This window comes from Flavobacterium sedimenticola, from assembly GCF_030053345.1.
Lineage (GTDB): Bacteria > Bacteroidota > Bacteroidia > Flavobacteriales > Flavobacteriaceae > Flavobacterium > Flavobacterium sedimenticola.
Genome location: NZ_JASGBP010000021.1, coordinates 1 through 1,153 on the forward strand (window position 1 = coordinate 1; position 1,153 = coordinate 1,153).

Below are 1,153 nucleotides of genomic sequence, written 5' to 3' on the forward strand. Positions count from 1 at the left end.
ACGGCTGTCGTTCCGCCATTACCCAGTTGGCCAAAGTCATTTGACCCCCAGGTATAAATGGCACCATTGGCCTTTTGGGCTATGCCGTGGTTAACTCCACCGGTTACTCTTATCCAGTCGGTATCGGTACCTATCTGAACGGGCTGTGTTCGATTCGTGGTGGTACCGTCACCCACTTGTCCGGTATCATTTCGCCCCCAACCCCACAGGGTGCCGTCACTTTGAATGCCATAGGAAGTATAATATCCGGTGCCTATATACATCCAGTTGGTATTGGTGCCTACCTGTACAGGCGTATCTCTGAAATAAATGGTAGGGAAGGTATCTCCGGCTTGTCCGTAATTCCCGGCACCCCAGCCCCACAAGGTTCCATTGGTTTTTAGGGCCAAGGCATGACCTTGTCCGGCACTGATGGTGGCCCAATCGGTTTCAGGTCTAAGCTGGGTGGGGTATTGCCGTGAGCCTACATTAGAAGGGCCGACCAATCCGGTACTATTACCGCCCCAGCCCCATAGGGTCCCATTGCTTTTTAGAGCTAATGCGGTTCGTATACCGCATGCTTCAATCTGTACCCAATCGGTATCGGGGCCTATTTGTCCCGGAGACAAGCGGTTGCTGCAACAGGTGCCATTACCCATTTGATAGCTGTCATTTTGCCCCCAGCCCCATAGGGTTCCGTTGGTCTTAAGAGCGATGGTGAAATTATTACTAGCTGATACTTGAGACCAATTGGTATCGGTTCCCATTTGGATAAAAGTATTAATATAACTTGTAGTGCTTCCTATTCCCAATTGTCCTGTAGAGTTATTGCCGGAACACCAAATAGTACCATTATTTTTCAATGCAAAGGTATTACTTGGGCCAGGGAATACATCTTGCCAATCTGTCAATGGACTAATTTGAATAGGATTGTAAAAATCAGCCTCGCTTCCATTGCCCATTTGTCCAAAAGCAGAAGTTCCCCAGCCCCATAGCGTACCATTAGCTTTAACACTTTGGTTAAAATAGTATCCTGATTTAATGTTAGTAAAACATTGGGCGTTAATGCCAAGGGCATAGCCTAAAAATCCTAATAGGAGTAGTTGTTTTTTCATCAATTGCGTTTCCTTTTATCTTGAGAAATATTTATTCTTTGACAAATTTTTCGCTAACC

At 46.1% G+C, this 1,153-nt stretch carries 1 protein-coding gene; it reads right to left on the reverse strand.

The features are described 5' to 3' along the window. The coding region (locus QHT84_RS14115; protein ID WP_407649256.1) for an RCC1 domain-containing protein at nucleotides 1-1,094 on the reverse strand (1,094 nt) is incomplete at its 3' end. Nucleotides 1,095-1,153 lie beyond the last annotated feature (59 nt).